Below are 25,229 nucleotides of genomic sequence, written 5' to 3'. Positions count from 1 at the left end.
TCAAGGATGCGGCGTCGGACGAGGCGGCAAGGCCTTGATATAGCGCGCGATCGCGTCGCGATCGCTCTGCGGCAACATCGCCGTGTTGGTGACGACCTCGGCCATGGACGAGCCGACACGGCCGTGGTCCGGCGTGTTGCCGCTCTTCAACAATTCCGCGATATCGGCTTCTGACCAATGTCCGATCCGGCTTGGTGTAATGTTGGGAATAAAGCCCGTGCCCTCGGGATCGGTGCCGCCGGCAAACCGGGTTTCGGGCTTGATGGCACCGAAAAAATTGCGTGACGAATGGCATTCCGCGCAGTGGCCTATGGTTTCGACCAGATAGCCGCCCCGCGCCAAGACGGGATCGGCGCCGACCGATACCGAGGTCTGCCCTTCATGGAAGAACAACAGCTTCCAGAAGCCCAAGAGGCGGCGTATGCGGAACAGAAGAAACAGATCATGCGGGGGCGGCTGGCCGGAAACCGGAGCCAACGTCTTCAGATAGGCCCGCAGATCCTTGATGTCCTCGAGCCGCATGCCCGTATAGCTCGGATAGGGAAACACCGGATAATAGTGCCGACGTTGCGGCGAAACCCCGCCGATCATGGCGTTGGCGAGATCAACCGTGCTCCATCTTCCGATGCCATCAACGGGGTCGGATGAGATATTGGGAGCGCGAAACGTGCCGAAGGGCGCCGCGAGCGCGATGCCGCCGCCCAATCGCAATCTGTCCTGTTGGCCAGGGGTGGCGTGACAGGACGCGCAGTCGCCGGCGGCAAAGATAAGCTGCCCCCGAGCCGGATCACCATTGCCTTGAAGGCGCGGATCATCTGCCGCAAAGGGCACGGTGGGTCCCGTCACGAACCAGATCGCAGCGGCAACCGCTAGGGCCGCCAGGCACAGCCAAATCAGAATGCGCATGGTTCTATCGACTGATCCGGTGGAACTCGTGGAGGCGCTCCCATAGAACTGACGATCGGGCCATCCGTTCCGCTCTAAACGCTGGTGGTAGCTCTTCCTTCCTGCGGCAGCAGGAGCCTTTGGGCGACTTCAAGCTCTTTTGCCGTTGCCTGTTCTTCGCCGGCTTATCGGGAACAAACGCTGAATGCGGCGGTTTGATGTGGCGAGGTAGCCAGACTTTGCCAAAGGAGTTGCATTGCACAGCTCGGCCAAAGTCGACTGGTTGTCGAAAAGCAAACGCCCGTTTTAATCAGGAATCTGGCGGGACCCATGAACAAGTACGAACCCCATCTTGCACGCCTCGCAGCCTATGCGGAAATAATGATGAATGGCGAGATGGCTGAACAATTCGGCGCAATCTGTTCACGTCTCGGCGCCGGCGGGACTATCGAAGTTCTTCTCATCACCACGCGCGAAACGCATCGTTGGACTATTCCCAAGGGATGGCCGATCAAAGGTTTGAAGCCGAACGAGGTTGCAGAGCGCGAGGCTTGGGAAGAGGCTGGTGTCAAAGGCAAGGCCGAGAAAAAACCCTTTGGTTACTACACCTATCTAAAGATCTTCGATTCGGAAAACGCGACGCCATCAATGGTCGAGGTTCATCTTCTACGAGTCCAGAAGCTATGTGCCAAATTTCCGGAACGTAAAGAACGCACCACAGAATGGTTCTCGCCTTTGGAAGCTGCCAAAAGAGTGCAGGAGCCCGAATTGAAGGGCCTGCTGGTGCGCTTGATGCATTTTCCGATCGAAAACGTCGTGGCCGAAATGGACAGGAGAAAAAGCCGTTCGTGATCCCTACCATCCCTGTCCACGCCAAGGCGCAGATCGCTTTGCGGGCGCAGCGGTGCGAAAAGCCGGCTTCAAATTGGATCATGGATGGCAATGCTGCCTGTGCTCGACGATCGGCCCTCTGGGTTACATCCGGCGCGAGCCAACGCGACGGCTGGGATGTCGAGATCGGCGGTTGAATTTATCGAGAAGCATATTCCGTCTTCGGAATAAGGAGCGGGCCGGTGAGGGCCGCTATGTTTAAAGCACTTGGAGTCTGGTGTGTTTCTGTCCTTCTTGCGACCTCTGCGCCGGCAATGGCACAAGATTGGCAGTCTGTGAACAGCGGCGAGACTGTCACCATCGGAACCACGCAGAACATTCTCATGCACGCCGATCAGCCGAAAGGAAGCATTCTGTTGCTAACCGGTGGCGATGGCCGGCGGAATGTGAGTGCGGGCGCCCGCTTTAGCGATGGCGCGACCAACGCTCTCATCCACAATCGTGATGCGTTCCGAGACAAAGGCTTTAACGTGCTGCTCGTCGAGGTGGGAACGAATCTCAACGCAGCCACGGATTTCATGGCCGGCCTCAAGCGCCCCGTTATCATTGTCGCCACGAGCAAGGGAACGCAGCGTGCGGCGGAAGGATTACGCCAAGGTGCGCGTCTGGACAAGCTGGTGCTGACCTCCGGCTTCCTCAGCAACGCACCCGGTCCGGCCAAGTGTGTCACAGAGATCCTCGGCAAGTCAGCGTTCCTGCCACGACGCTGTGCCGTTCAAATCCTGGGCCGGGTCGAAGGTTGAAGTGAGTTGATTGAGCGGAGGGAGCGAGGAAGGCAATCCATGTAGCTTCAGCGCACACCATGGTTTTGCGGGCCGGATGCAGAATTGGTCTGGGTTATTGCCGATTTTGCTGGTCGTTAAGGGGGAATAGCCAATTGGAAGCCGAGGGTGCGTCACGAATAGCCGGCGGCACAGCGGGATCCCTATCGCGACAACGGCTGTAAAAACCACCGTTGTCTCTCCACATATTCGCGAGGGCCACATGACCCTATTCCCCGTACACGAATACGCCATCCTCTCGCGCCGCCGCAATCATTGCACTGCGGGCTGCCTCGGTAGTGATTCTCCCCTCCACAGCATCAAGAAGCGCTTGCTTTGCCCATTCGTAGGCTTGTCCGGTTTTCTCGGTCGGCCATTCGTTCAGAAGAAATCCAGCAGCGTGCTCGGTGCTGTTGATCCTGACCACTCGGCCAAGGCGTTTCGTTGCGAGCATCAGAGGATGGTCCCACCATTGTCTATCCATAGCTATATCCCTCCATAATCCGAACCAGCAATGGGGAGCTTTGTTCCTGTCAACGCTCAAGTTGCTCCATTGTTTGGTGGCTTGAAGGGTGGTAGGGCAGGTGCCTCTCCTCTCGCCCCCTTCTTTGGGATAGTCATCAGGACCATTATGTGAATTTGACACCGGCCCCTCCGGTGTGAGCTGATTTGGTTGCCGCTCCCAGACGGGATTCCGGTGGCTAGGGTTGACGAGAGGGGGCGCTGGTTGACCCTAGCCCGTGCACTTATGACGCAGTTATCACCGAGAATGGGGCGACCGGCCGGTGTGCCACAATTGCAGGAAGGTGATGCCTCCCTTGGCGTGAACAGCGTCGGTAACTTTTTTCCACCCCTCGATTTGCTCGGCGGAATGGATCTCAGGGGTGGCGGAATAGCCCTGACCAGAAGCGGGGCATCCTTAACAGTTGAGAAGGCGCCTTGCTGCGGATGCGGGTGGAGAAGAGCGACGCACCGCTGGTTGAATTCACTCGTGTGGTCTTCGGATCGCTTCTTGTTTGACCAAACGACCGAAAACGAGCGCGAGACAAAATCGTAGAATATTGACAGCGGTGGTGCGGATCGGCTCTGTGCTTCAGAACCCCAGGTGCTCGAGGAGTTTCTAGCTCTCGCAACTTTCGCTACGCACCGATAATTTCCAGCGTTGGTCAATGGACGGCGAGGACCTACACATCTGTCCATAAGTTCTGAGCAGGGGAGCGACGTTTACAGCCGGCCGTTCCCCATTCCCAGCACTCGGCCTCCCCCGTTTTCGCATGAGAGCATTTGCAAGCAGCCCGATTAACGCGCTGTGGCCATCCGCTGGCGGAACCAAACGCCGCCGCTGATCAAAGGCCATGTCATCATAATCATAGATCAGCCAATGATTGGGGTCACATGCAAGCCGTTCGATACAGCGCGTGCGCGCCGATGTGGACAAGCTGCTTAAGGTCGCCTGCGGATAAATTGCGACAAGACTGGGTATGTTTAAAAGGCGCCGAATGAGCGCTCCGCTGGATGGCGAGCCGTTAAGCGAGTCCAATCCGCAAATTTCGTCGATGCAACGATCGAGCTGTCTCGCGGCCGAGCTCACGGCGATCGTCGATGCGCGACGCAGATCGTAGCCGCAGCGGACACAATAATGTTGCGGGACAAGTTCGCTCTGGTCGAAAACCGCAATGCGGCTGCTGCAGGAAGGGCATCGGTCACGCAATCTGCAGCCATGCTTCGTGCATGAAACCCGCGTCGCCAGTCGCCATCGCCGCCGGAAATAGGGCTGTGCATCCTCGGCAAGACATCGAGAGCAGAACTGCAGCCAAGTCGAACGATCGCGCCGGCCGCTGTTGCGAAGCGGCAGCAAAAGTTGCTTCGGCAGAACGTGCGACAATTCCATCGCCGCGAGCTGGTTGGGCGAAACACCGGCGTTTGCGCACAGCAGTCTTGTGACATCGCTCGGAAGCCGGAAGTCAAGCGCTGGCGACCACATGCCGATACCAAGCCCCAGCACGCTTGCGAAGGATCGCGGAGCAACACCATTGGAGTAGGCAAGTCGGTGAAGCCAACTCGAGAGCAACTCGTCGGGTTGCGGCGCAACGATGGCGGGCCACTGATCAGAAACGACGTCGCGATATCGTTCGCGAATACTGATTGTGAGCGCCGGGGTGCCGGTCGCCCTCATAGCAGGCTCTCACGCACAGCCGAGTTGCGCCGCTGCGAGATCGGCACATGATGCAATGCATCTATGCCGGCCTTGGTGATGCGTTCGGTCCCGGATCTGACCGCCGCGACAGCCGCCTTCGTGACGATGGCGACGATCTCTCCGATCAAGCCTTCCGAGAGGCTGAATATCCGCCGGGCCAATCGTTCATTCGACAAATCCGAGCTTCTTGCGAGGGGCAAAGCGGCCTCGAGGCTGTCGAGCAGCATGAGATAGGCTTCGTCATATTGCCACCGAGGGACCGCTACGAGGTCGAAGCGGCTCGCCATCTCGCTGGTGGCGTGGATAAAATCAAAGATGGCCACCTCGCCGATCAGCACTGGCGAGATATCATACTGGCGGCCGATCCGCCGCAGGAAAGCAAAGACGGCTTCGACGTCCCGCGCCCGGCCTCGCAACGCATTATGGAATTCGTCGAAAATCAGTACCTTTGGCTTGAGGTTCGCCAGCAAGTGATCCAGCTGCGCCGCTTTACGGCCGACGTCCCACATATCGCCGCCCGGAGCTCGCAGAGCTTGCAGAATACTGGCATAGAAGTGACCGAGCCCGGCGCCCTCGCGGGTCTGGGCTATCCACACCTTTTGCTGAGGCGAGGATCGCAGGTGTTCGACGGCGAACCGCTCGGCGATCATCGTCTTGCCGTTGGCATAGGGGCCGACCAATATCAGGCCTTGAGTTCGCAATGACGGAGGTCGCGACATAAGATCGGCCAGCCGCCGATGGCTGTCTTTTGCAACATGATGACCGATCCATCGTGGCGCACGAATATAGGCGATGCGTTCCTCCCGATCACGATCGAGATATGGCCGAACATGGTCAAGCAGATGATCCGCCATGCGGACTACCAGTCCTCCACCGGCAGCGGTTTCTTTTGGCGAGCCGCATGTTCCCTGGGAGCCGGCACATGCGCTTCAACGGAGGCGTAAGGCTTCTGCGCTGCGGCAGCATGGGCGTTGCGCACGGCGTCGCGCAGCTGGCGCCTGGAAGGCTTTGTCGCTTCGGCGATGGCCGCGATCTCACGCCGAAATGCCACCTTCTCGACGCTTGATCGCTGGTTCATCGCCCGCCGACGCGCGCGCCCGGCCTCATGTTCCCAAAGCGTCAGCGGCGTCCACTGGCCGTCACGTCGTTCGACCGGCCGAAACACTCGGGTCTCCGGGTCGCGGACGTAGACATGGCTGATGTCGCGGGGATCGTATCGCACCTGCAGCTTTCCGAGTCGATCGCGCTCTGGAACGAAGATGCCGAGCCAGGACGCATAGTAGTGCTGAGCGAACATGCTGATGCCTTGCGGCGACAATCGCCGTTCGGCCCCCGGCAAAAACGACAACAGAACACGCTGCGGATTGTCGCCGTGCTCAGGCGGAGCCGCAGCGTCGCGGTGCCATTCCGTGAACGGCACCTTCAGCGTCTTGGGATTTTCCTGAAGATTGTGGTCGATGACCGCCAGGGCAATGCAGCGCTCCAGATCGGCGAAGCTCAGGCAGGCACGCCGCTCCGCCGGGTATTCGTCGCGATCGGCGACCGAGCGCCCGGATGAACCTGGGTATGTGGCAAGAACCCCGTTAAGTTTGCCCAACAGTCGCTCGACGACGCCGCCTTGATGGACCCGGCCGCGATCGCGATAACGGATCCGAATACCATAGTCGTCACAGCCGCGTTGGAAGGCATCACTCTTGAACTCCTTGGCCGAGTCGGTGACGAGCAGCCGCGGCCGGCCGGACATTGGCCAGGCATGATTGAGATTGCGCGTGGCAAGCCATCTATCTTTCGGGCAGATGGCTTGGGCAAGACAAAGCGCGACAGACAGGACCGACGGCTTTTCCAAAGTGAGGCAGAAGCCGAGGATCGCCCGCGTCGCCACATCGGTAACAATTGTCAGATACGGACGGCCGACGAACAGGCCAGCCCCGCCGACAACCTCCACGAAATTGATGTCGGTTGGCGTATGGTCGATTTGGCAGACGTCGAGCGGATTCGACGCGTGGATATAGCCGGGCCGCGGTTTCAGGTGAAGCAGGTGCTTCGGATTGGCGGAGCGCTTCTTCGCAATCTCTTCAGGCGAAAACAACGCAGGAACGCGCCGGGCGACTGTGACATAGGTTGGCACGGTAAGACCGGCTTCCTCGCAACGCGCCTGGATCTCGGCAACAACAGGAGCGAGTGGGGGCGCCTCGAGCGTCAGCCATTGCTCGCGCAATGTTGCGTTGATGATTTCCTCGACCTGTTGCGGCAGCCGTTTGCGCCGGTTGCCGGCGGCGCGAGGCAGCAGGGCTGTCACCGTCCGATCCACGCGATAACGGGCGAGGAGGTTGTAGACTTGCCGCGTTGTTAGCCGCAATTCGGCTGCGGCGCGTGTGATGGCAGCCTGCTTGGGACTGCCGCCATCGAGAATCTTGTCCAACTCACGGGCGATGCGACGCGCGGTCGACCACTGCTCGTCCGGAATCGGTCGAGTTGCGGCTGTTCGATCGCGCAATTGCTTTGTCAAAAGCGAGCTTCATTGAAATCGTTAGCGGAAAATCGGCTCTAAATTACCGGCTAAATCTAACTACCATATGACATTTTGCGGTTTGAAATTGGGAAGTAGAAGCCACAGCGGCGTCCGCGCTCGTGCGGCTCGATGAGCGCATCGCCCGTTCGCCGGTCGGTGCGGGCTGGATCGAACGCGCCCATTTTGCCGACGCCTGCGCCTCGCTGTGGATCGACGGCGAGCTCGTCCATTTGGAAGACCTCGTGCTGCACGACGCCGGCGCCGATATTCGCGCCCCGACCCACGAGCTGACGATTGCCCGCGATGTGCTGCGCAGCCGCCGGCGAATTGCAGCGCAGCCGTCCGGTTGGGCACTGAGTCCGGATGGCTTGCGCGCGCTCCGCGGCCAGGCGTGGCCTGGAGCATCAGATGATCTCGCCAGCACGGTAGAGAGCAATGCCACCGTGACGAATGCCGCGACCTATGGGGAAGGGGAGGGAGAGGACGTGTCTGCCGTTCCCAGTCCGTTCGACGCCGAGCTTACCGCCATCGACGCGGTACTGGCCCGGTCCGAGGCGGCCATCAAAGCAGCCAAGTTGCCCGGTCCGGCTCGGGCCCGGGATAAGGATCCACTGGTCTACGACCTGGACTGGGACGAGGATGAACGCGTCGAGGAGTGGCGCGCCGTCCTCCTGGAGACCGATGGTCTGCCACCGGTATTGCAGGCGATCATCGCCCTCGACGCCTGGAACGATCTGCAGGTTCTGCAGCACGCGCCCTGGCTCGGCCGGCTGCTGGCGGCTGAAACGCTGCGGCAAGCGGGCCTCACAACGGCCGCGCATCTCGCCGCGGTCAATCTCGGCCTCAGATCCATCGCCGTCGAGCGCCGCCGGCATCGCGGTCGCGACACAAGGTTGCTGGCGATCGTCAATGGCATCATCGCGGCCGCCGAGTTCGGCCTCAAGGAGCATGACCGGCTGGCGCTGGCAAAACAGATGATGGAGCGGCGTCTGGTCGGCCGGCGATCATCGTCAAATCTGCCGGAGCTGATCGAGCTCGTCATCGCGCGGCCGCTGGTCTCGGCCGGCATGATCGCCGAGGCGCTGAAGGTGACGCCGCGGGCGGCGCTCCGGATCGTCGAGGAATTGGGGCTCCGTGAGATGACGGGCAGGGGGAGGTTTCGCGCGTGGGGAGTTATGTAGCCTCAAGGCCTTCTGGAAAGATCAAGTTTTGTGTCGCCTCGGATCTGCGGGCTCTTTTTCCCTGGGCGCACCATTGCGCCCGTTTTCGCACCAACAAAACAGCGCCGAAATTGGCCGTTTGACTTCGAGATGCCCTGCGCTGAAATCAAGTGACACAGGAGCGAATCAATGGGCTTACAGACATCTCCTTCACTGAGCTTTGAATGCAGCCGATGCGGGGAGTTGACTGAGGTCGATGGCTTCGATCTGCCCGGCTACGACTACAGTGCCGAAGTCCACTCGGAAGGTCGCGGAACTGAGGATGTTGATGTCGAATGTCCTACTTGCCATAAAACGTACACTGTCGAAATCAGCAACATGCTTGGCCAGTATGATGCCGAAGTTGTAGAGGACGCGAGTATCACTGTGGACTTGGACGTGCCGTCGATGCCAGACTACGATGATTACGACTATGACGAATATCTGAAGTCATATGTTCCGAAGGAGCCTTTTGAACGCTACGAGCATTCGCTGGAGCTTCTGGACGAGATGCTGAAGAACGCAGGCGTTTTACTGAGGTATCCGATGTTCCATCGAATGATGTTGCTGCAGCACGTGGCAATGATGGAAGCATACCTGTGCGACAGGCTCATCACGCTTGTCGCAATCGACGAGGTTCGCAAAAATCTTATCCTCGGCTATCCCAGTCTGAGCCAGCAGATATATCCAATGTCCGCTTTTGCTGGCAATTCCAACCTGATGAACGAGAAGACAGTTTCGTTCCTGAAGGGTCAACTTTATCACGAACTGGATGAAGTCGAGAAGCTGTACGTCGCCGCCCTGGGCGGCACGCCGTTCGTGGACGAAGCCAGCATGACGTTTCTCAAGGCAGCAATGATCAATCGCCACCATTGTGTCCATCGCGATGGCAAGGACAATGACGGTGTTGTTCTTGAAGAGGTTGACGCTGCCTATATCGTGGACGTTCGCAAAAACATTGGCGAGCTGGTGAATAACATCGAGTCGAAGTTCAGCACAGAGATCGCCCAAGTTGTACCTAAGCTCCCATTTTAGCGTGCTGCAAATCAGGCAGGCGGTCGACGATATCGACGTTCGACAGTTTCTCTCGTTGCGGAATACTGCGGCGATGGTGGGTTGGCTCGTCGAGTGCTGGCAGAGTTCAAGATCTGCCAGCACGAAATGCAGATGGCGGTTGTCCACTCACCGCGCCGTCACTCCCTTTCACCGGACGAAGTAGCTGTCCCCGCCACGATGTTCGAGAACGCCTTCCGTCACAGCGGCATCGAGCAGCCGGGTGAGGTCGTCATAGCCGATGCGGTAGTTGGTGGAGTAGTGGAGCCGCCCCTTTTGCGGGACAGCATCGCCCGGCCGCAGGCCGTACCGCGCGATCAGCTCTTGAACATGGTCGATGGAAGGGGTGGGTTTCTTGGTCATAGTCGTTCCTTTCGAACTGACGTGCAGCTTGCAACCGGGATGGCTGCCGCAACTACGTTTTTCATCAGGAACAAATAAAGAACACTGGCGCGCGGGAGATCGGACAACAGAAAAAAGCAATACTATTTTGTTCTATCGGGTTTCTCGTTATTTTCGCCTCATCGCATCGGATTCGATATCACCGTAGCGGGCGTTTTGTGAAATGCAAGGGCGCATGTAGGAGACTTTATGGAGCGAAAGCACTGGAAACGGAGCTACGGGTATTTCCCCCAATTCCTATGCCCGCGATGCCGTAAAGGCAACCTGAAATCCACGAAAGACAAATACAAGCGCGAGCCAAAGCACGTCACAATCGAGCTTCGCGACCACGAAATGCAGGGCGAGGACTCGGAAGGCCGCTTCGTTGCCATGCTGGCTTGCAGCAACCGCATCTGCGGCGAAATCGTTGCGGTGGCTGGCGACTATGAGAGCCACGCTACCGTCGACTACGGACCGACCGGGCAGCTTGAAATGTCTTGGGATGACACGTTTCGGCCGAACAGCATGCATCCGGCGCCGCACATCATAACCTGGCCGAAGAGTCTTACCGGGCCGCCGACCATGCACCTGCTTGTGTCGTTCGAGCTCTTCTGGGTCGATATGGCGGCGTGCGCCAACCGCTTGCGTATCGTGGTTGAAGTCCTGCTCGATCAATTGGGCATCCCGCGTGCGAAGGCGCCGGGCGAGAAAGGCCCCAAACATCTCGATCTGGCGGCACGTATCGCGCGGCTTGGCGATGCTCGGCCCGGCCACGAACATGCTCTGAACGCTCTGCGCTACGTCGGTAATGCTGGAAGCCATCATGGTGTGGTGGATATCGGGGATGTACTCGACTGCTACGAGTTGCTCGAAGATGCGATGGTGGAGCTGTTGGAACACCGCAGGGAGCGGCTCAATGCTATCGCAAAGCGGATCAATGACGAGAACACCAAGCCTAAACCCTAGCGGTTCATAATCCGATAGGCGAAGATGTTGTTGTCCCGGCTCAAACCGACGGCATATTAGCTTCGTGGCGATGTCTCCAGCGGGGTCGCGGCGGATATTTTGCTGCAAGGCGGCGCCGGTCAATCTGCTGGTGGAATCCTCACGGGCAAAGGCCCTAGAGAATATCCCATCCCATGACATTAGATATTTTCATGCCGCCGCACCGGTGCATGTAGCGGGATAGGGTCGTCACGGTGCCGTTGGGGGGGCGTCCACCCAATCAGAGCCAAATCGAGTCAGTTCCCATCGCATTCCTGCTGCGCTAACAATGTCCGTCGCCCTTCGCGCCGACAGCTAAGGACGGCCGATTTTTGCGTCGAGCGGCATCTTCAGTGTCATGGGTCCTTCTTTCTTCCCGCTGTAGACAATATTCAAGAGTCTGGAAGGTACGAGCATTTGCTGCGAAAGTTGGCTCTCGAAAACATCCCGGGAGCGCGCCTTATAGATGGCTTTTTTTCCGTCCCCACCAAATCCGAGTTCATCTTCCTCGTGGCTGAGATAGTTCTTGCCTCCCACATAGATTCCGGAAACTACATTCTCGTCTTCGATCTGCACATCGACAGTTACCGTACGTCCTTTTCCAGGAACGGCGAAGAGATGCCTTGCGTTGTTCGAAAGTGCACCAGCGATAAAGTCGAAGCTTTCCTTGAACTCCTCAAACTGCTCAAGATCGAAGACTTCGTTAAAGAAATTCGTCTTTGGATTCTTTCTCAGCTCGCCGTCGGAATCGAAGAAAATCTCAAACAACATGCCGTCCAGAAGAGCTTTGCGTTTCTCGGCCTTGGATCCGGTGGTACGCTCGCGGAAGCCAATAATGAACTCCGCTGCCGAATTCGCCGAGCCACTGGCTGCCTGCAAGATGTTGCGACCGAGCACGAACAGATTGTCAGCCGCCATTTTGTTGAGTTTTTCGACAGTCAGGCCGTCAACGGCGGGGTTCTGAGTATACCAGTTTAGTGTCTTGAGCGCGCGAATAGCTCGATGGGAGAATTTGCTGTCGTCTAAAACGAATATTTTGTCCTTTATGGACGCCACGCTGTAGTTGTCGATGCTCGCTGCGACACTGATATTGAAATAGAACTCCCCGGCGAGGGAGGTGTGCTCCCAGCTGATCTGCCTCTGCTTCGTCGCCGCGCCGAGGGTGTTTCGGACGCGTTTGAACATCGCCTCAATCGGCAGGTCCGGTTCTTCGATATGCCTGAGAAGAGCTGCGGTGTACTCGCCGTTCCTGCCGCGTCCATCGGCGGCGAACTGCCCTGGAGAGGTGGCGAAGGCGACAAGCGTTCCGCGGGGCGCATACACGGGAGCGAGGCCCCGCAGCTTTCCGCGCCACTTACGCTCGAAGGGGTTATCTCTGCAAGCGTCGAGAATGATGATGTTCGTACGCATTGCCTCGTCATCGGGCTCCAACCGCTTGATCACCTCGCTAAGCGAGAGAGCACCTACTTCGACGTCTGTCTTATCGTCCGCCTCAGTATCGGTTGCGATCAGGTAATTTTCCCCATCAACTTCCACGCCGTGACCGGCGAAGAAGAAAAGGGAGACTTCGCCGCCGTCGTTCGCGGCTTTCTCCAGATCCTTGATCCCGCGTTTCATTTCGCGGAAGGATGCGTCGGTGATCCTTGTCACGTTAAATCCGCCGTCGGCCAACACCCGTGCAATGTCGTTTGCGTCATTGATGGGATTCTTGAGATTGCCACCGTTGTCATAGTTCGAATTTCCGATCACCAGCGCGTTCATGCGGGCCATGAAGTCTCCCATGCGTTTCACTCAGTTATATGCCGATTCCGATTGACGGCTATTCGAGCACCGTAGTCATACGGCCACAAGGCGAACCTCTATTTCTTTCGCAACGGAGCGGCCGAACGTCGCCGATGAACACGATGGGCACAGGTTCGGGTCTCGAGAGCTCTTTGAATTGTTTATGGCCGGCCCTCGTTTACGAGCGCCTCCTCTCCTTGAGAGACCCTATCGCTTCCAAAAGCGTAAGGAGCCTATTTTCGTCTTCCTTGCTTCCGTCCCAAAGCGACGCAAGCCCGCTCGCGAGGGAATTGCTCAAAAAAGTCCCGCCAGGCTGGGGATGAAGCCCTAAGGTCATGCAAATTTGCATCACATTCGAGCTGACCGAGGAAAACTGCCCCATGCATATTCGGCTCGTCTGGCTCTGCTCAACACCAGAAATTTGCGAGAGAGCGGCTATCGATAGCCGCATTTCGTGCCGACGATCTTCAATGGCGGCCACCAGTCTCTTCTGCTCGGCGGGGTTGAGTTTCATGCAAAATCACATATACTCAATCGTAGGGTTTTTCAAGCAAGGTGGGAACATGGTTGACCAAACGGAAATCCGCTTCTATCGCGCAAATGAAAAGCCCTTCGGGCCGCTCAGCAATCTCTATCGTCGGAGCATTTCGTTCGAAGGCGAGGTTTTTGCGACGTCCGAACATGCCTATCAAGCCGGCAAGGCTCGCAAGCCTGCCGTTCGAAAATGGCTCATGCAGGCGCCAAGCCCGGCGCTACTCGCGATGGCCGCCCATGGCCTCTATTACTGGGACGTTAGCCCCGGTTGGTCCCGGACGAAATTCGACAGAATGCGCGCCGTCCTCTACGCCAAGTTCACCCAGCATGAGGATCTCAGGGCTCTGCTGCTCTCGACGGGGGAAGCGCGTCTCATCGAAGCGGCCACGGTCGATAACGAAGTCAATCGCCTGTGGGGTGAAGTCAATGGTGTCGGCAAGAACATGCTCGGCGTGCTGCTCATGGAACTGCGCGAACGGTTGCGTGCCGAACCAGCCGAGGCGCGCCTCGAGGCAGCCGAGTAATCGAGATCACTCGGCGTGGAGTAGCGACCGAATGTAGGACGCGCCCCGATGCTTGAACAATCCGCGAGCGCCGGCATAGGCGCAATTGGCCGCGGCGAGCCGCTGGCCGGCGACCACCCCCGCGATGAGTTCCTGGCCATTCAGTTCACCAAGTGACAATTCCTCGGTCAGCAGCCAGTCGATGATCCCGACGCTTACCATATCGCCGGAGCCACAGGTGTCGCGCACCTCGCTCGCATTTATGGCGTTGCACCAGATTTTCGACGAGCCGTCGCGAACCTCAAGTCCAGATGAGCCATGTGTGACGATCTTGATGCAGTTGGCGGCCATTTCCTCGAGCTCATCGTCGAGGCGGTCGCTAGAGTATTTCACGATCGTCGCCAGCGCGAGAGCGTGCTCGAAGAGTGTGCTGTCGCCGATCTCCGATGGTTCGAAAAATACTATCGCCCCGCCCGCCCGCGCTGTTCGCATCGCCTCAAGGATGCTTTCGGACAAGCGGTCGGCATAGAAGATTGCGCATTCCTCAAGGAGCGGCAGCGCCTCGGTGAGCTCGGGCTCGCCGATCGGTTCGTATCGGGGAAGGTCGGCGTCGGTCTCGGGGCACTTGAACGAGAAGCGGTGGACACCCGATGCCGTATCCAGCTTCTCCGCAAGCACGGGCGAGCGCAAATTGGGGCTGCGGTGGATATGGGATACAATGGCGCCGGCCTCGCAAAATTCCGTAATTAACCGGTCGCCTTCGAGATCGAGCCCTAGCCGCAGGACAGGCGCTACCGCTCGGTGAAGCATCGCGAGCGAGACGAGGACGTTGCCGCACGATCCTCCCAGACTCTCATCGGAGAAGCGCCCATCCTGGTAAAGCCTGTCGAGCACTGTAAAGCCGGTACCGACAACGTCGGCCTTGCGTTGGAGGCCGGCGCTAGAGCCTGCCGCTTGTCTATGTCCAGTTCCGGCCGAATGTGAGCGATGCGACATCAATCTTCATCCCTTTGGATCCGAAAGGCTTCAATGCACGCAACAGTTCCAGGAGCGCGTCAGGTCCCAATAGATGATCTCCAAAAAAAGACCAGCATCCATTGGCCAAGCCGCAGACGTCTCCTACACTTATACCATGAGGCGTTGCCAAAATCGCATAGTCATTGCCGCTTCGCGAGCCACTGTCCCCGACGCAGAGCACCGAGAACCCCTCGTCGAGTTCCTCGGTGATCGCTCTCACAGCAGCAAGCTTAGTCGTTGTCGACGGTATCAAGTCGAAACTATGGGCCGATCGCGTCAGGCGAACCCGCCCGTCGGCGATCGGCGGGCAAGTGCTGACATCGACCGCAAACGTCTCGGGGTTCGCAAGATCGTCCTGCTGGATCGTGATCTGAACGCCCGGCTCAAATACAGACCATGTGACGAAGAGGCGCTTGTTGGCTGAAAGCCAGGCGATCGCCTCCTCGATCGACGCATCGGCGGAAGGGCGCTCAATCTTCGTGTCGATATCGAGTGTGCGTATATATCCGCCATTGTAATAGGCGATCGTTACGTCAGCGTGAAAGCCCGGCTTTACGACCTTTCGCAAGTCTTTGCCCGCAGAGCTGCCGCGGCCCGTCGCGATCGCGACCTTCATCCCATGCGATAGCAGGCGCTCGATCTCTATGATTAGGTCGTCGCCAGGCGGAGAGAATCGGTCAGCAGTACGGACAATCGTCCCATCGTAATCGAGTACAATTCCGCCGAAGACGGCCTCGGCCAGTCCGTTCAGCCAATTTTTCCGTGCCTCGACCAAAAGGAGGTGTTGCGACAACGGATCGTCCTGCCTCAGCACTGCCGCCCGCTTATGCTCGATGGGGGGAGGCAGATCGGCAGACAGGGACAAAAGCGCCGGGTTCTCATAGATGTCCTTCGCGTTGGCCCCGATCGGTGGACGACCCGGATCAGTGCCGACCGCAGCCCCCATCGCCTCGACCAATACCAGCGCGTCGATCAACCCGAGGGCATTGGCGAGACGCCCGCAGCGACCCAGGTCGACCTCAACCGATCGCAGCGCATCGGGTAGATTGTCCTTCAGCGACCGCCAGACGCCACGGCTGTCCTCTCCTGTGAGCGCAAGCACCATCGACGACGGGGTCCGTTGGTGGATCCATGCATGCCGGCCATGAGCGAAGTTGCGAAAGTCGGTCGTCTGGACAGGGCAGATCCCGGATTCCCAGAGCGAAGTGTCAATGAGGGTGGCGACCGGCCGGACCTGGGGGTCAGCGAGGATAAGCAACGTGTGTCCAGACTCCAACGAACGGAAGCGATCGCGCGTATTCTCGCGCGCGGATCTGGAAAGCCCTTCTGCGACACCGGTCAAATACTTCCCCACCAGCTCGGCGCCCACAGGCGCGCCGCTCACAAGGTCAGAGGCGATCAGCAGGGCAGACGTCGTCGCAACCAGGGAATGGGTGGCCAGATAGCCGTCTTTTAGGTCCGCCACAGGGACTGCGTGGACCAGACCACCTGCGGCAGTCGCCTTCAGAGCGGCGAGGCCCTCGGGATTGCGGGTGATGAGATGGATGGAGCGAGCTCGCCTCTTGATGGCCGTCTCAACGGCAGCAATGACATCTGCATTGTCGCTGCTGGCCGAAAACAGCCAGATGTCGTATTCGGCAAGGCTCGATGCGCCGAGCACGAATTGCATCGGAGTCTCTACGAAGGTCCGCGCGGAAAAGAGGGTTTCGCGGCAACGCGCGAAATAATCTGCGGCGATCGCCGATCCCCCGGACCCGATGGCAATCGTCGGGCGAGTCCTGCCCTCATCGAGCGCTTTCGCCATGATCCTTGCGTCGCGCGCAGCGGCAAGGGCTGCTGTTTCCGCAAGCCTGTCTAGTTTCTCGCTAAACCGGCCCGTCATATCTCTTCCGTGCGCACGAGCGCATCGTAATCGCCATAGGCGGGGCCGGACAGAAGCACGTGCACCATCATATCCTCCGTCTCATGCCCGGGGTTCTCCGGAGCATTGAATTCATAGCGTACCGTCTCAAGATACTGAACCGTCAGGTCGTGCTCAATGGCGGCCATCAAAGCGCCTGCCGCCATAACCTTGCTGCCGATCGGCGAGAGGATGACCCTCGGTTCGAAGGTGCCGTTGACCGTCTTGTTGTAGCGCTCCTTGAGCGTCGATAAGGTCCTATAACAGTCCAGCGGATTGCGTTCCGAGACATAGACGAGATCGCGCGGATCGACCTGCCATTCATTGACGAGTTCGTTCTCGTATTCGCTTATCAGCCCGTCGGCCCGCCGGGGGTCGCGAGCCGGAAATGGCAGGACCGGGCAGATCTTGTAGCACTCCCCGACCGAAAGCCCGATCTTGGTGAGTGCAGCCTTTCGCCCCTTGGCGAGCTGCGGGATCCTGATCCGCGCGGGATCGAGCAGGCCGTCCAAAGCTTCCGAGCCGGAAAACCCCTTGACGGGCATCGGCCGGTCGGCTGGCTCGCTGACGATGTTGTCGTCGAGTTCCGGATTCGACACGATCAGAAGGTGGAAAGATCGGCCGACGGTCTCGCACTCCGAAAGCAGCATCTTGGCGGCCGGAAATCCAATACCGATCGAGAGAGCGCTCATGTCGAGCACGATATCCGTGATCTCTTCGTCGATGGTGTAGGCGCTAAGCAGGGCAGCGATGCGTGGCCCACCGATCGCCGCGCCATCATCGCCGAAGACATCTACATGGAGGAATTCGCAGTCTGGGACAAGCTGCTTAAGCGCCGACGCGTTGTCATCTGCCCGCGCGAGAAGTTCCGGATCAGGCTGGCCGCGCTCCTCGCGAATGAAGATCCCGCTCAGGCTCGGTCCGAGGACGCTGGCGAGCATACTGGCGATGCGCTGAGACCGCGGATCGAAGCCGGCAGCTCCGACGAGAAGGCAACGACGGTCCTCCTCGCCGAAATAGGATTTGATGAAGCCGCCAACGTCATCGTCGAAATGCGTGATGCAATTGCTCCAGTGGTTCCTCATTCAATTGCTCACTTCCTGAAGGTAACTGATCCGCTTCTCAAGGAAGCCACCGCGTTTGAAGGTCAGCCCATGAACAAGGCATACCGTCCCCGAAAGTTCGATGAGGCACCAAGACCGGCCGCCCTGACCGTAATTGCGTCGAACGACGATCGCGCCATTGGCAAGTGCATGCTTCAAGACGAGAGCGAGCTCGTTCTCCGAGCGCAAGAGATCCTGGATTTCGTCTTCCGGAATCCCGATCGCGTTCGCTCCTGCTCCAAGCCTTGCGTTTGGTGAGCGGGAAACCTCAAGGCACTCCACTGCTATGGCGTCAACAAGGAGCCGCACGCGTCTTGCAAAGGCGAAGGACCAACCGTCCATGATCGACCGCGCTTTTTCGACAAGTGCGCTTTCCTGTGCCGAGGCACTAAGGCCTGGGCTCTTGCCGCGGATAACGCGCGTCTCCATGCGCGCGACCAGCGCGCCCGCGAACTGGAGAAAGAGCTCGGCATTTTCGTTGCTCGCGTCGCAAAGATCAGTAATGCCGTAATGATAGGGGCGCTTCAGTGCGTCACTCAGCTGGAACCGCGCGGCCTCGGCAACGCCGGCGTCAGCCTTCAACGGCGATTTCGGATCCGGATCGAAATCCTCAAAGAGCGACGGGGTCATATGTTGTACGCGGTTTGCGTACCGATGCAGAAGAATGCGCGCCATCGAAAGATGGACTTCCTCGCGCTTATCATATGATTGCGAGCCGGCAAGATGTTCGGAGACGATTGTATCGATCTCTTGACGCCTGGCATTGGTGATTCCGAGCTTGATTTGCTCCCTTTCAATCTGGAGAGAGAGCTCCCTCAAACGCCCGGGTGCAAGCGCCGGCGGTTCGCTAGGAAGCAAGGCCGCGAAATCCGCGTTGCGGTTCTTCAGTGACTGGACGAGCGGCAGGTAACGGTTGGCCATGTCCAGTGCCATGGCGCGGAACTGTCGACGCTCGGCGCCGCGCTCTGAATGGCCCTGCATTCGGATGTCGACAAAGTCCCGTCCTGTTGCCAGGTTGTGGGTTTCCTGGCTCCCGGGCGCGCCGAGCACGGCGCCGGGGCTGAGAGCATCGAGCCGCATCATCAACCACCGGCCGAAACGGATCTCACGCCGCGACAACGCCGCGAAAATATCGTCGCGCTGGTCAGGATGGAGCGCATGGACGTCGTCGAGCATGACGAGAGGGCTCAGTGACAGCATCTCGCCCTGCCACTCGATCTCGACTGCTCGGATAGCTTCGAAAGGCTGATAGGGCGAGGTCGCCGCAATCGGAAGATTTGCGAGTGGCGGCGGCCGCAGGCCTGCGGCGATCGAATAAATCGCTTTCTGAACCTCGAGCGCGCGGTCGCGGATGCCTTGCGCCGTCAAGCCGCCGATTTGCTCTATCTGTGCTTCGGACGATTCCCGCGCAACGAAGCGGATATCGTCGAGCCCCCGACGCCGGTTGGCCGTCAGGTTGCGCAACAGGGCAAGCATCGCACGGGCCTGAACTAGCCAGAGCGCGAGCTTGGTCTTGACTGCCGGCTCATAGGGTAGTTCCCAGAAGTCGCGATAGTCCGACTCCATTGGGATTCGAACCGCCGCAACGCGCGGCTTCCCGTCCTGCAGGAAACCGGCATCAGCAAGCGCCGTGGCGAGCCCGCGATGGTTGTCCGTGGAAAGATCTCGCATGATCGTTTCCACCATTTTGAATTCGGCAAGCGTCGCAAGCATGGTTTTTCCGCTACCGGGCTCCCCGATTATGCGGACGGGTAATTCGAACATCGCCTCCTTATGTTCGCTTCTGGCGAGAAAGGTCGTCAGAGGCGCGGGGCTGACAATCGCCAGGAACGAGGCGTCGTCACGCACATATTCCGTTGCTCGGCGAAGGAATGGATTAGCCATGTCTCACCCGTGCCTATCTCGACGCCGGAACAATGGCTCCATCGCGTGACCGAGCTTGCCGCTCGTTTCAGCCCAGAGGATCGAAAGGCTGTTGTTGGGGGTGTTGTGCTCGAGGACGAGGGGAATGGCGCAATCGGCATACCCGAATTTCATGTGACTCTGTCCGGCTTCATCGCAGTGTTTCTTTAGCCGAAGGTAGAGCTGGTCATCATAATAGTCCTCACAGAGTTTCAACATGGCAGCGTCATCAGGCTGGCCGAGCCTCAGACGGCTGGGGAGCAGACATCCCTCCGAGATGTCGACGTCGGCGAACGATTTCTCCTCCCAGTTCGCGCAGGCGTCAGTGACGCGGTCTCTCAAGGCGATCCGCGCCTGATCCGTCGAGACGTAGTGATGGATATGAAGCCGGTAGTTGTCGGCGATCGGAAAGCCGTCATGCTTACGGGCGTCGCAAATCATGTCATTGAACTTTTTCAGCTTGCCTTTCCATTCGCCATCGACCTGCCGGATGAACGTCGTTCCGGATGCTGTAAAATCATCAATCAAGTAGACATTGTCGAAGCGGGCGTCTTCACCCTGCTCCTTGCGCAATTCCTTGCCGAGGTCGTCCCATTTCTCTCGTCCGATATTCATCATGGGAACAATCTGTTCTTGCGAAAGGCGGCCGGCGTTCGCTCTGCGCAATACGTCGATGCGGCTGCCGTCACTCAAACCAATAAACAGCGAGCGACGCAGGACGCGATTGAACGCCTCGACACCTTCCTTTCGTCCCCAAACTTCGTAGGGCTTGATCCCCGCTTCGATCGCCGCGGCTTTTCGCAGGGAAGGGGTGACCGTTTCTGGAACGAAGATTTCGATGACACGTTGCATTTCGGCTGCCGAGATGTAGACCAATCGCTGGCGGATGAAGGCGTAGGCGGTCTTGCGGTCATCTTGTTTGAATTGACGTAGCCAGGTGGCCAAACTCTCAAAGAAGCGAATTCCGGCTCTGAAGTCGGCATAGCCATCGTATTTGATTGAGGACATGAGTTGAAGCCAGCCATACTCAGCCGTCGCTTCATCATTGTCCCACTGCATAAGCTCTGCAATAAGACTTAGTCCAAGGGTACTGATCATCTATTTTGCGCTCACTCATACGGAGAATACCGCGCTGACGCTGTTAACTCGGCAAACTCCCCAACCCGAGCAAAATCTTACACGGATTCGCTTAGTTCTCTAGCCAAAGTTGCGCTGGCACCACACCTTTCCATGAGTTTTTGAGTGAGTTTTTGATCTTTAAATTTCGCCCGGAGGCAGGCTATCGTTTCAAGCAACGTTTCCATTGGCCTGTTGTTGCCTAACCCGGATCGGCTCTCTCGATGCAGGTGTTTTTGGAAAGGCAGGCTTTCGTCATTACTTATGGCTGAAGTGCTGTAGGGGGCGAATATGGGTTGGCGCAAGGACACAACACTTCCAGAAGACAAGTTTGAATCCGCTCTTGAGTATTACGCGTCCGTCCGACGCGGGATGCGAGAAAAAGCCAATCACAATAAGCTTGAAGCGCAAGGCTGTTTTGCGGCAGTGATCGCATGCACGCTTATAGCGCCGTTGTTCGTTACGCTCGGTGAAGGCCCCTTTCTCGCGAAGGTGGTCCCCTCCGTCTTTTCGGTGACGGCGGCCGGCCTCACGAGCTGGCTACAACTGCGCAAGCCGCAAAAATTGTGGGTCATCTATCGCCGCGCCCAGCGTGAACTTGAGGAGCACAAGGCGAATTACGATTTCAAAGATGGTGAATTTGCTGACGCCGAAAATCCCGACCAGCTTCTTGCCCGCAAGGTGACTGGGATTGCGAAGTGGGTTCACGATCTCTGGGAAGGCATGGTTCCTGAACCTGAAATGCTTATGGGCAACAAAGGAAAGAAATTGACGGACCAGCGGAATGAAGGTAAGCGCGCAAATCGCTGCACCTGTTCATTGGCGGAGTGTTGAGCGAATCTGTGTCCACAACGGAGACTGTGGATACAATGACATTGGATGGCGCGGGAATTTCAGGGGAGCTTCGGGTCGTCAAGGTTCTTCGCAATGGCAAGCGGCGGTTTGATCCGGTCGAGAAGGAACGCTTGATCGACGCGGCCCTTGAGCCGGGGGTATCGGTTGCAGGGCTTGCGCTGAAGTACGGGGTGAATGCTAATCAGTTGCGCAACTGGATCAAGCTGCATCAGCGCCGGCAGGCGGAGAAGGCGTTGACGGTTATGCCTTGCGCGCCGTCGGCCTTCGTTCCGGTGGTTGCGGCATCGCCGACTGGACGACCGCCGGCCCCGTCGGCTCCGACATCGCCACGGATGCGCTTGAAGGCATCGCTACCGAACGGCGTGCGGCTTGAGCTTGAAGATGCGGATGCGCAGGCTCTGTCGGCGATGATCGAAGCGTTGGGGCGTTGCGATGTTCCGGCTGGCTGATGATCTGCGCGTCTATCTTCACCGGGAACCGATCGACTTTAGGGCTGGGATCAACAGCCTCGCGATTTTGGTCGAGCAGTCTATGGGCCTCAATCCGTTCGAGCGGGCGGTATTTGCCTTCTGCAACCGTCGCAGAACCCGGATGAAATTGCTGTTTTTTGATCGATCGGGCTTTGTGCTAATTTTGAAAGCGCTGACCGAAGATAAGTTCCGCTGGCCTCGGCGACAGGAGGCTGTGGTGTCGCTTGATGCCGAGCAATTGCACTGGCTGCTCGACGGCATTGATCTCGACGCGATGGTTCGCCATCCGGTGCGACAATATGAATTTGTCGGGTGAATTTGGCGGTTGACGCAGGGGAGCGGTTCAGATTCAAAAATGCGATGACTCGAACCGGTACCCCGACCGTTGAAGAATTGATGGCGCTTTTGGCGGCGAATGCTGCCGAGATTGCCGCGCTGAAGGCTGAGAAAGATACCCTTGCGCAGCGCGTCTTCAAGCTCGAGGAAGAGCTGGCGCTGGCGCAGTTGCATCGTTTTGCGCCGCGTAGTGAAAAGCACGTGGATCGCATCTTCAACGAAGCCGAGCAGAGCGTCCTTGAGGGGGACGAGGGTTGCGACCTCGCCGACGAGGCGGATACCATCGATCTTCCGGACACGGGATTGCCGCAGACCGACAAGCCGGAACGCAAGAAACCTGGTCGCAGGCCGTTGCCGGAAAACCTGCCGCGCCAGCGCGTCGAATATGACCTTGCCGACGATCAGAAGGTCTGCCCGTGCTGTAGCCATCAGATGCACCGCATGGGCGAACTGGTCACAGAACAGCTTCACATCGAGGTGAAGGCGAAGGTTCTGCAGAATGTCCGAGCAAAATATGCATGCCGCAACTGCGACCGGACCGGGATCAATACGCCTGTTGTCATCGCGCCGATGCCGAAGCAGCCCTTGCCCGGCAGCATAGCCACGGCCTCGACGCTGGCCTTCGCGCTCGTCCATAAATATGTCGATGGCACACCGCTCTATCGTCTGGCGCAGGCCTTTGAGCGTGCAGGCGTTCCTGTCAGCCGCGGCGCTCTCGGCCACTGGGTGATCAGTTCGAGCGAGAAACACCTCGTTCGTATCTATGACGCGCTGAAACTGCGGCTCCAATCGCAGACGATCATCCATGGTGACGAGACCACAGTCCAGGTGCTGAAGGAAGAGGGCAAGGATCCCACCAGCATCTCTTACATGTGGGCCTATCGTAGTGGCGAAGACAGTAAACAGCCGATCGTGCTGTTCGATTATCAGGCCGGCCGCGGACAAGAGCATCCGCAGGCCTTTCTTGGCGACTACCGCGGCATCTTGATGAGTGACGGCTATCAGGCCTGGCGCACGTTGAAAGGTGCCACGCATGTCGGGTGCATGGCCCATGCCAGGCGGCGCTTTGTCGAGGCTCTCAAGGCGCGCAAGAAACCCGGTGGGCCGCCGGCACAGGCCATCAAGTTCTTCGACCAGCTTTATCGGATCGAAAGGCAGGTGCGGGACGAAAAGCCCGATGACGGCGAAACGCAGGCCGATTACATGCGTCGCTTTCGCCAGAAACATAGCGTTCCGGTTCTTTCCGCCCTCAAGGAATGGCTCGACAAAATCGCGCCAAAGGTCGTGCCCGACACCAAGCTTGGCGATGCCGTTTCCTATACGCTCAACCAATGGGACTATCTGACCCGCTATACCGATGACGGCAGGATGCCGATCGACAACAATTTGCTGGAGCGCGACATCAGGATTTTTGCAACTGGAAGAAAGAGTTGGCTCTTTAGCGATACAGTCCAGGGGGCCAAAGCCAGTGCCGTCATCTACAGCTTGATGCTGACCTGTCGCGCCTGCGGTGTCGAACCATTCGCATGGCTACGCCACGTCCTCACCGAACTGCCGCAGCGCCCCGACGATGTCGATATCGACGACCTGCTGCCCTTTAACTTCAAAAGCCAGCCAGCCTGAGCTGCCCCTTCAAGCCGCTTACCACGTGCAATGAAACGCGCGCTTACGAATGAAGATGAGCCTACCGGAAATAGCTAAGTCACCTCTGAATACGAAGTTCGGAACATTCGACCTCTACGACTTTGCGTGGTCCCAAAACGAGCAAGATAACGTGCTTGCCCTCGTCTCGGACTATGGCGACGGGATTCCGCTCGTCCGTGTTCAGAGTGCTTGCTATACTGGCGAGATATTCGAAAGCACTGACTGTGACTGCCATTGGCAGCTGGAAACCGCTCTTCACCGGATTCAGGAGGAGGGCGGCATCTTCATCTACATGCTGTGCGACGGTCGGGGTGCCGGCCTGCTGACGAAGATACGCGGAATGAACATCACAGCTACGCAGGGGCTCGACACGGCTGACGCCTACAAGGCTCTCGGGTCTCCGCTCGATCCGCGCCAATATGAACGCGCCGGATTTATCCTGAAGCACTTTGGGATAACCCGATGCAGGCTGCTCACGAATAATCCTCGGAAGATAAACGGCATTGAATCTGAAGGAATCCTGGTTGAACGTATTGCCCACATGAGTAAGCCAACTCCCGCGAACGAGGCCTATTTGAGGTCCAAGGCGATGAAGCTCGGACATCTCATGAAGCCGTTCGGGACAGACGACTAAACCCTTGCCATTGCGCCCCGACCCTCACCGAATTGTCGGGCCACCGACGGATCCGCCATCGGAATGAACATCAGGCCCAGCGCCCGCTTAAAATCTGTCGCAATGTCACGCGGCAATCGAACATGTCTTCGGTTCGATTCCCTTCAAGGCGAAAAGCTCCTTCACTGATGGGGTTTAATGAGGATTGCGATGAATGCGTTCATCGGCGGCTTCGCGCCCTCATCTCGGTCATTCACACAGCCGAGTCCTTCCACCAAAAGCGGACAGGCTCGCCGCCTCCGCACCGATCGCATTCGACAGTTCCAGAGCTCTACCGGTCCGGCAAGAAGGTTCAGACCGGGCCGCAATTGATGGTCAAGACCACGACGGCCGCAAAGCAGCGAAAGCCGCGAGAGAGATTCGAATCTCCCCATGTTCGGTCACGGCGGCAGGAGTCGAACCTGCACCTCCTTACCCAGCCGAATAGTCGGGCTGTCGAAAGTAAGGGCTCTATCCATTAAGCTACACCGTCGCTCTAGGAGCGAACGATATTGTTGTATGTTGCTTCGGCATCGTATTGTTGACCAACCT

General features: G+C 58.3%; 24 protein-coding genes, 1 tRNA gene and 1 pseudogene. 12 read left to right on the top strand and 14 right to left on the bottom strand.

From position 1 onward, the window contains the following. Nucleotides 1-906, bottom strand: a complete 906-nt coding sequence (locus tag N2601_RS33370; protein ID WP_260305947.1) for a c-type cytochrome — start codon at nucleotides 904-906, stop codon at nucleotides 1-3. 309 nt (nucleotides 907-1,215) lie between these two features. Here N2601_RS33370 and N2601_RS33365 point away from each other — a divergent pair, with 309 nt between their 5' ends. The 3 genes from N2601_RS33365 to N2601_RS33355 are packed head-to-tail and all read left to right on the top strand — an operon-like array spanning nucleotide 1,216 to nucleotide 2,519. Further along, nucleotides 1,216-1,737 carry an NUDIX hydrolase gene (locus tag N2601_RS33365; RefSeq protein WP_104825310.1) on the top strand — a complete coding sequence of 174 codons (522 nt, stop codon included), beginning with the start codon at nucleotides 1,216-1,218 and terminating at the stop codon, nucleotides 1,735-1,737. Further along, nucleotides 1,734-1,913 (top strand): hypothetical protein, encoded by a 180-nt coding sequence (locus N2601_RS33360; protein WP_104825311.1) that lies wholly within the window; start codon nucleotides 1,734-1,736, stop codon nucleotides 1,911-1,913. Before N2601_RS33365 ends, N2601_RS33360 begins: the two co-directional genes overlap by 4 nt. 57 nt (nucleotides 1,914-1,970) lie before the next feature. Beyond that, entirely contained in the window at nucleotides 1,971-2,519 is a 549-nt protein-coding gene (locus N2601_RS33355) for an alpha/beta hydrolase (RefSeq protein ID WP_260305946.1), read from the top strand. Between the two features lie 247 nt (nucleotides 2,520-2,766). Here the strand turns inward: N2601_RS33355 and N2601_RS33350 are convergent, their stop codons facing one another. From N2601_RS33350 to N2601_RS33330, 5 genes and pseudogenes are all read right to left on the bottom strand, one after another. Then, entirely contained in the window at nucleotides 2,767-3,021 is a 255-nt protein-coding gene (locus tag N2601_RS33350) for a DUF982 domain-containing protein (RefSeq protein ID WP_104825313.1), read from the bottom strand. Nucleotides 3,022-3,303: 282 nt separating this feature from the next. After that, nucleotides 3,304-3,441, bottom strand: a pseudogene (locus N2601_RS33345) (oxidoreductase); the annotation flags it as partial. 216 nt (nucleotides 3,442-3,657) lie between these two features. Further along, nucleotides 3,658-4,713, bottom strand: coding sequence for a TniQ family protein (locus tag N2601_RS33340; RefSeq protein WP_104825314.1), 1,056 nt, complete (start codon nucleotides 4,711-4,713; stop codon nucleotides 3,658-3,660). Next, entirely contained in the window at nucleotides 4,710-5,588 is an 879-nt protein-coding gene (locus N2601_RS33335; protein ID WP_104825315.1) for a TniB family NTP-binding protein, read from the bottom strand. Before N2601_RS33335 ends, N2601_RS33340 begins: the two co-directional genes overlap by 4 nt. A gap of 5 nt (nucleotides 5,589-5,593) precedes the next feature. After that, nucleotides 5,594-7,243, bottom strand: a complete 1,650-nt coding sequence (locus N2601_RS33330) for a Mu transposase C-terminal domain-containing protein (protein ID WP_104825316.1) — start codon at nucleotides 7,241-7,243, stop codon at nucleotides 5,594-5,596. Between the two features lie 122 nt (nucleotides 7,244-7,365). Between N2601_RS33330 and N2601_RS33325 the strand changes: the two genes are divergently transcribed. Next, the gene (locus N2601_RS33325) at nucleotides 7,366-8,427 is read left to right on the top strand and encodes an RHE_PE00001 family protein (RefSeq protein ID WP_260305944.1); all 1,062 of its coding nucleotides are present in this window, start codon (nucleotides 7,366-7,368) and stop codon (nucleotides 8,425-8,427) included. Between the two features lie 168 nt (nucleotides 8,428-8,595). Then, complete coding sequence (locus tag N2601_RS33320) at nucleotides 8,596-9,480, top strand: hypothetical protein (RefSeq protein ID WP_260305943.1); 885 nt, start codon at nucleotides 8,596-8,598, stop codon at nucleotides 9,478-9,480. A 168-nt stretch (nucleotides 9,481-9,648) separates the two neighbouring features. On the opposite strand, the gene N2601_RS33315 is transcribed toward N2601_RS33320, so the two are convergent. Further along, on the bottom strand, nucleotides 9,649-9,861 hold the full coding sequence (locus N2601_RS33315) for a hypothetical protein (protein WP_260305942.1): 213 nt from the start codon (nucleotides 9,859-9,861) through the stop codon (nucleotides 9,649-9,651). A 228-nt stretch (nucleotides 9,862-10,089) separates the two neighbouring features. Between N2601_RS33315 and N2601_RS33310 the strand changes: the two genes are divergently transcribed. Beyond that, the gene (locus tag N2601_RS33310) at nucleotides 10,090-10,845 is read left to right on the top strand and encodes a DUF4145 domain-containing protein (RefSeq protein WP_260305941.1); all 756 of its coding nucleotides are present in this window, start codon (nucleotides 10,090-10,092) and stop codon (nucleotides 10,843-10,845) included. A gap of 333 nt (nucleotides 10,846-11,178) precedes the next feature. Here the strand turns inward: N2601_RS33310 and N2601_RS33305 are convergent, their stop codons facing one another. Beyond that, on the bottom strand, nucleotides 11,179-12,633 hold the full coding sequence (locus N2601_RS33305; RefSeq protein ID WP_260305940.1) for a caspase family protein: 1,455 nt from the start codon (nucleotides 12,631-12,633) through the stop codon (nucleotides 11,179-11,181). 575 nt (nucleotides 12,634-13,208) lie between these two features. On the opposite strand from N2601_RS33305, the gene N2601_RS33300 reads away from it, so the two are divergent. Continuing rightward, on the top strand, nucleotides 13,209-13,703 hold the full coding sequence (locus N2601_RS33300) for an NADAR family protein (protein ID WP_260305939.1): 495 nt from the start codon (nucleotides 13,209-13,211) through the stop codon (nucleotides 13,701-13,703). A 6-nt stretch (nucleotides 13,704-13,709) separates the two neighbouring features. On the opposite strand, the gene N2601_RS33295 is transcribed toward N2601_RS33300, so the two are convergent. From N2601_RS33295 to N2601_RS33275, 5 genes are all read right to left on the bottom strand, one after another. Further along, nucleotides 13,710-14,576 carry a PfkB family carbohydrate kinase gene (locus tag N2601_RS33295; RefSeq protein ID WP_260305938.1) on the bottom strand — a complete coding sequence of 289 codons (867 nt, stop codon included), beginning with the start codon at nucleotides 14,574-14,576 and terminating at the stop codon, nucleotides 13,710-13,712. A gap of 64 nt (nucleotides 14,577-14,640) precedes the next feature. Then, the gene (locus N2601_RS33290; protein WP_260305937.1) at nucleotides 14,641-16,581 is read right to left on the bottom strand and encodes an HAD hydrolase family protein; all 1,941 of its coding nucleotides are present in this window, start codon (nucleotides 16,579-16,581) and stop codon (nucleotides 14,641-14,643) included. Beyond that, nucleotides 16,578-17,684, bottom strand: coding sequence for a hypothetical protein (locus N2601_RS33285; protein ID WP_260305936.1), 1,107 nt, complete (start codon nucleotides 17,682-17,684; stop codon nucleotides 16,578-16,580). Before N2601_RS33285 ends, N2601_RS33290 begins: the two co-directional genes overlap by 4 nt. After that, nucleotides 17,685-19,586, bottom strand: a complete 1,902-nt coding sequence (locus N2601_RS33280) for a hypothetical protein (RefSeq protein ID WP_260305935.1) — start codon at nucleotides 19,584-19,586, stop codon at nucleotides 17,685-17,687. Nucleotides 19,587-19,589: 3 nt separating this feature from the next. Beyond that, nucleotides 19,590-20,702, bottom strand: coding sequence for a phosphoribosyltransferase-like protein (locus N2601_RS33275; protein ID WP_260305934.1), 1,113 nt, complete (start codon nucleotides 20,700-20,702; stop codon nucleotides 19,590-19,592). A 309-nt stretch (nucleotides 20,703-21,011) separates the two neighbouring features. Here N2601_RS33275 and N2601_RS33270 point away from each other — a divergent pair, with 309 nt between their 5' ends. From N2601_RS33270 to N2601_RS33250, 5 genes are read left to right on the top strand one after another with little or no spacing between them, the layout of a single operon-like run. Further along, the gene (locus N2601_RS33270; RefSeq protein ID WP_260305933.1) at nucleotides 21,012-21,554 is read left to right on the top strand and encodes a DUF4231 domain-containing protein; all 543 of its coding nucleotides are present in this window, start codon (nucleotides 21,012-21,014) and stop codon (nucleotides 21,552-21,554) included. A 35-nt stretch (nucleotides 21,555-21,589) separates the two neighbouring features. Then, nucleotides 21,590-22,024 carry an IS66-like element accessory protein TnpA gene (gene tnpA / locus N2601_RS33265; protein WP_104825481.1) on the top strand — a complete coding sequence of 145 codons (435 nt, stop codon included), beginning with the start codon at nucleotides 21,590-21,592 and terminating at the stop codon, nucleotides 22,022-22,024. Further along, nucleotides 22,008-22,361, top strand: coding sequence for an IS66 family insertion sequence element accessory protein TnpB (gene tnpB, locus N2601_RS33260; RefSeq protein ID WP_104825480.1), 354 nt, complete (start codon nucleotides 22,008-22,010; stop codon nucleotides 22,359-22,361). The genes tnpA and tnpB overlap by 17 nt, the downstream gene beginning before the upstream one ends. Nucleotides 22,362-22,405: 44 nt before the next feature. Next, on the top strand, nucleotides 22,406-24,004 hold the full coding sequence (gene tnpC / locus N2601_RS33255) for an IS66 family transposase (RefSeq protein WP_104825542.1): 1,599 nt from the start codon (nucleotides 22,406-22,408) through the stop codon (nucleotides 24,002-24,004). 55 nt (nucleotides 24,005-24,059) lie between these two features. Then, on the top strand, nucleotides 24,060-24,659 hold the full coding sequence (locus N2601_RS33250) for a GTP cyclohydrolase II (RefSeq protein WP_260305932.1): 600 nt from the start codon (nucleotides 24,060-24,062) through the stop codon (nucleotides 24,657-24,659). 419 nt (nucleotides 24,660-25,078) lie between these two features. Here N2601_RS33250 and N2601_RS33245 read toward each other — a convergent pair. Beyond that, a tRNA-Arg gene (locus N2601_RS33245) sits at nucleotides 25,079-25,170 on the bottom strand. Nucleotides 25,171-25,229: the final 59 nt, after the last annotated feature.

The organism is Rhizobium sp. CB3060 (genome assembly GCF_025200735.1).
Classification (GTDB): Bacteria; Pseudomonadota; Alphaproteobacteria; order Rhizobiales; family Rhizobiaceae; genus Rhizobium.
This window is presented reverse-complemented; position numbering and strand designations above follow the sequence as displayed.

Bases quoted from the DNA above. Each gene is read 5' to 3' on its own strand.
- N2601_RS33370 (WP_260305947.1), bottom strand. From the start codon at position 906: ATGCGCATTCTGATTTGGCTGTGCCTGGCGGCCCTAGCGGTTGCCGCT.
- N2601_RS33365 (WP_104825310.1), top strand. From the start codon at position 1,216: ATGAACAAGTACGAACCCCATCTTGCACGCCTCGCAGCCTATGCGGAA.
- N2601_RS33355 (WP_260305946.1), top strand. From the start codon at position 1,971: ATGTTTAAAGCACTTGGAGTCTGGTGTGTTTCTGTCCTTCTTGCGACC.
- N2601_RS33350 (WP_104825313.1), bottom strand. From the start codon at position 3,021: ATGGATAGACAATGGTGGGACCATCCTCTGATGCTCGCAACGAAACGC.
- N2601_RS33340 (WP_104825314.1), bottom strand. From the start codon at position 4,713: ATGAGGGCGACCGGCACCCCGGCGCTCACAATCAGTATTCGCGAACGA.
- N2601_RS33335 (WP_104825315.1), bottom strand. From the start codon at position 5,588: ATGGCGGATCATCTGCTTGACCATGTTCGGCCATATCTCGATCGTGAT.
- N2601_RS33320 (WP_260305943.1), top strand. From the start codon at position 8,596: ATGGGCTTACAGACATCTCCTTCACTGAGCTTTGAATGCAGCCGATGC.
- N2601_RS33315 (WP_260305942.1), bottom strand. From the start codon at position 9,861: ATGACCAAGAAACCCACCCCTTCCATCGACCATGTTCAAGAGCTGATC.
- N2601_RS33310 (WP_260305941.1), top strand. From the start codon at position 10,090: ATGGAGCGAAAGCACTGGAAACGGAGCTACGGGTATTTCCCCCAATTC.
- N2601_RS33305 (WP_260305940.1), bottom strand. From the start codon at position 12,633: ATGGCCCGCATGAACGCGCTGGTGATCGGAAATTCGAACTATGACAAC.
- N2601_RS33300 (WP_260305939.1), top strand. From the start codon at position 13,209: ATGGTTGACCAAACGGAAATCCGCTTCTATCGCGCAAATGAAAAGCCC.
- N2601_RS33290 (WP_260305937.1), bottom strand. From the start codon at position 16,581: ATGACGGGCCGGTTTAGCGAGAAACTAGACAGGCTTGCGGAAACAGCA.
- N2601_RS33285 (WP_260305936.1), bottom strand. From the start codon at position 17,684: ATGAGGAACCACTGGAGCAATTGCATCACGCATTTCGACGATGACGTT.
- N2601_RS33280 (WP_260305935.1), bottom strand. From the start codon at position 19,586: ATGGCTAATCCATTCCTTCGCCGAGCAACGGAATATGTGCGTGACGAC.
- N2601_RS33275 (WP_260305934.1), bottom strand. From the start codon at position 20,702: ATGATCAGTACCCTTGGACTAAGTCTTATTGCAGAGCTTATGCAGTGG.
- N2601_RS33270 (WP_260305933.1), top strand. From the start codon at position 21,012: ATGGGTTGGCGCAAGGACACAACACTTCCAGAAGACAAGTTTGAATCC.
- tnpA (WP_104825481.1), top strand. From the start codon at position 21,590: ATGACATTGGATGGCGCGGGAATTTCAGGGGAGCTTCGGGTCGTCAAG.
- tnpB (WP_104825480.1), top strand. From the start codon at position 22,008: ATGTTCCGGCTGGCTGATGATCTGCGCGTCTATCTTCACCGGGAACCG.
- tnpC (WP_104825542.1), top strand. From the start codon at position 22,406: ATGACTCGAACCGGTACCCCGACCGTTGAAGAATTGATGGCGCTTTTG.
- N2601_RS33250 (WP_260305932.1), top strand. From the start codon at position 24,060: ATGAGCCTACCGGAAATAGCTAAGTCACCTCTGAATACGAAGTTCGGA.